Raw genomic sequence first — 2,069 nt, 5'->3', positions numbered from 1 at the left:
TAATTAATAATAATTCTATACATCCACCTATAAATAATTAACGACACCGAATATAAAAAAATTTATATGATTAAAATTAAACTGATATGTATATAATGTTATGGTAATAGGTTAAATTAATAAAAATGTTATAATATTATTTATCAAAAACTTTTTTTTATCTTAATCATTTTTATTTAATGATATTTGCTAAAAATATGATATCTTCTTTTTATGAAAAAACTTTTTTTATCCGAATTAGGCCTTTAAGATATTTATATGGGCTTTTGTTGATTTTCTATTTTTTCTATCATTGTATTAAATTTTGCTTTTCTTCTTAAATTCATTTCCAGAGTCTCATTTATTATTTTTTAAACGCATTATATATGATAAGAATCAAAGGATTTCAACAAAGTAAAATCATGATTTAGCTAAAACTTATTATTTAATAAAACATATAGTTTATTAATTGGTTGGAAATTTTAAATGAATATTTAATGAAAATTTCTAGTAAAAACTAAATTTAGGAGTTAAAGAAATCATGAAATTCTTAATTAATGGTGAATTTATAGATAAATCAGACCATTATGATGTTATTAATCCATATAATGGGGAAATTGTAGATACAGTACCAATTGCATATAGAAATGATGTTGATAAAGCTATTGAATCAGCTAATAATGCAAAGAAAACATTAAATGACTTATCTGCAAAAGAAGTTTCAAATAATCTTTTAGATTCTTCTAGGGAGCTTGAAAAAGAAGGTGAAAATATAGCTAAATTAATTGTTGCTGAAGCTGGAAAACCTTATAAACAAGCTATTATTGAGATTCAAAGATCTGTAGAGACTCTACAATTTGCTGCTGAAGAGGCTAAAAGAATCTATGGTGAATCTGTACCTATTGATGCCTCTGGCTCTACTGATACAAGATTTCTGGCATTTACTAAAAAAGTACCTTTAGGTGTAGTGGGAGCAATATCTCCATTTAATTATCCTGTTAATTTAGCACTGCATAAAATAGCTCCTGCTATTGCAGCTAAAAATACTGTAGTTATGAAACCTTCTATGGAAGCACCATTATCTGCTTTAAGGTTGGTTGAAATAATTAACAACCATTTTCCAAGTGGTGTAATTAACTCTGTAACTGGCTATGGAAGTGAGGTAGGGGATGCAATAGTGGTATCTCCATATGTAAATAAAATTTCATTTACAGGTAGTGTAGCTACTGGCTTGTTTATCTCATCAAGGGCAGGAATGAAAAAATTAACTTTAGAATTAGGTGGAAATGATCCATTAGTTGTTTTAAGTGATGCGAATATTGAAAAGGCAGTAAATGCAGCAGTTTCAGGTGCATTTTTATTTTCAGGTCAGGTTTGTATCGGTGTTAAAAGAATCATTTTAGATAATAAGATAGCTGATGAATTCATTGATTTGTTTGCAAAAAAAGCAAATAAGCTTAAAATGGGAAACCCTATGGATGAATCTACCGATATTGGTCCTCTAATTAATGAAAATGCAGCTATTAATGTTGAAGTATCTGTAAATAATGCAATTGAGAATGGAGCAGAATTGATTTTAGGAGGAAACCGTAAAGACTGTTTCTTTGAACCTACTATTTTAGATAATGTTAATGGATCTATGAATTTAGTTGCAGAGGAAACTTTTGGCCCAATTGCACCTATTATTCGAATTGATGGTATTGATGAGGCTATTAAAGTAGCTAATGATACACAATATGGCCTTCAAGCAGGAGTATTTACAGAAAATATTCACAGTGCTTTAAGATGTGCAAATGAAATCGATGCAGGTTCTGTATTAATAAATAAAGAATCTACATTTAGAACTGATGCTATGCCTTTTGGTGGATTTAAGTCAAGCGGTATAGGTAAAGAAGGAATCAAATATGCAGTTGAAGATATGTGTAAAACTAAATTAATTGCATTTAATTGCGAATAATTTTTTTAATCTAGCAATATTTAATAAAGTATTAATTTAAATAAAAATAAAGCAATATTTAAAAATAAACATATTAAATAAAACACATTTAAAAATAAAGCAATATTTAAAAATAAACATATTAAATAAAACA

At 27.3% G+C, this 2,069-nt stretch carries 1 protein-coding gene; it reads left to right on the top strand.

Annotation, left to right across the window (positions count from 1 at the left end; genetic code table 11):
* The first annotated feature begins 520 nt into the window (after window positions 1-520).
* Window positions 521-1,936 (top strand): lactaldehyde dehydrogenase, encoded by a 1,416-nt coding sequence (locus BM020_RS04570; RefSeq protein WP_067145656.1) that lies wholly within the window; start codon window positions 521-523, stop codon window positions 1,934-1,936.
* Window positions 1,937-2,069 lie beyond the last annotated feature (133 nt).

Origin of the sequence: Methanobrevibacter olleyae (genome assembly GCF_900114585.1) — an archaeon.
Lineage (GTDB): Archaea > Methanobacteriota > Methanobacteria > Methanobacteriales > Methanobacteriaceae > Methanobrevibacter > Methanobrevibacter olleyae.
The sequence above is the reverse complement of the archived record's forward strand: the minus strand, read 5'-3'. Positions and strand labels throughout refer to the sequence as shown.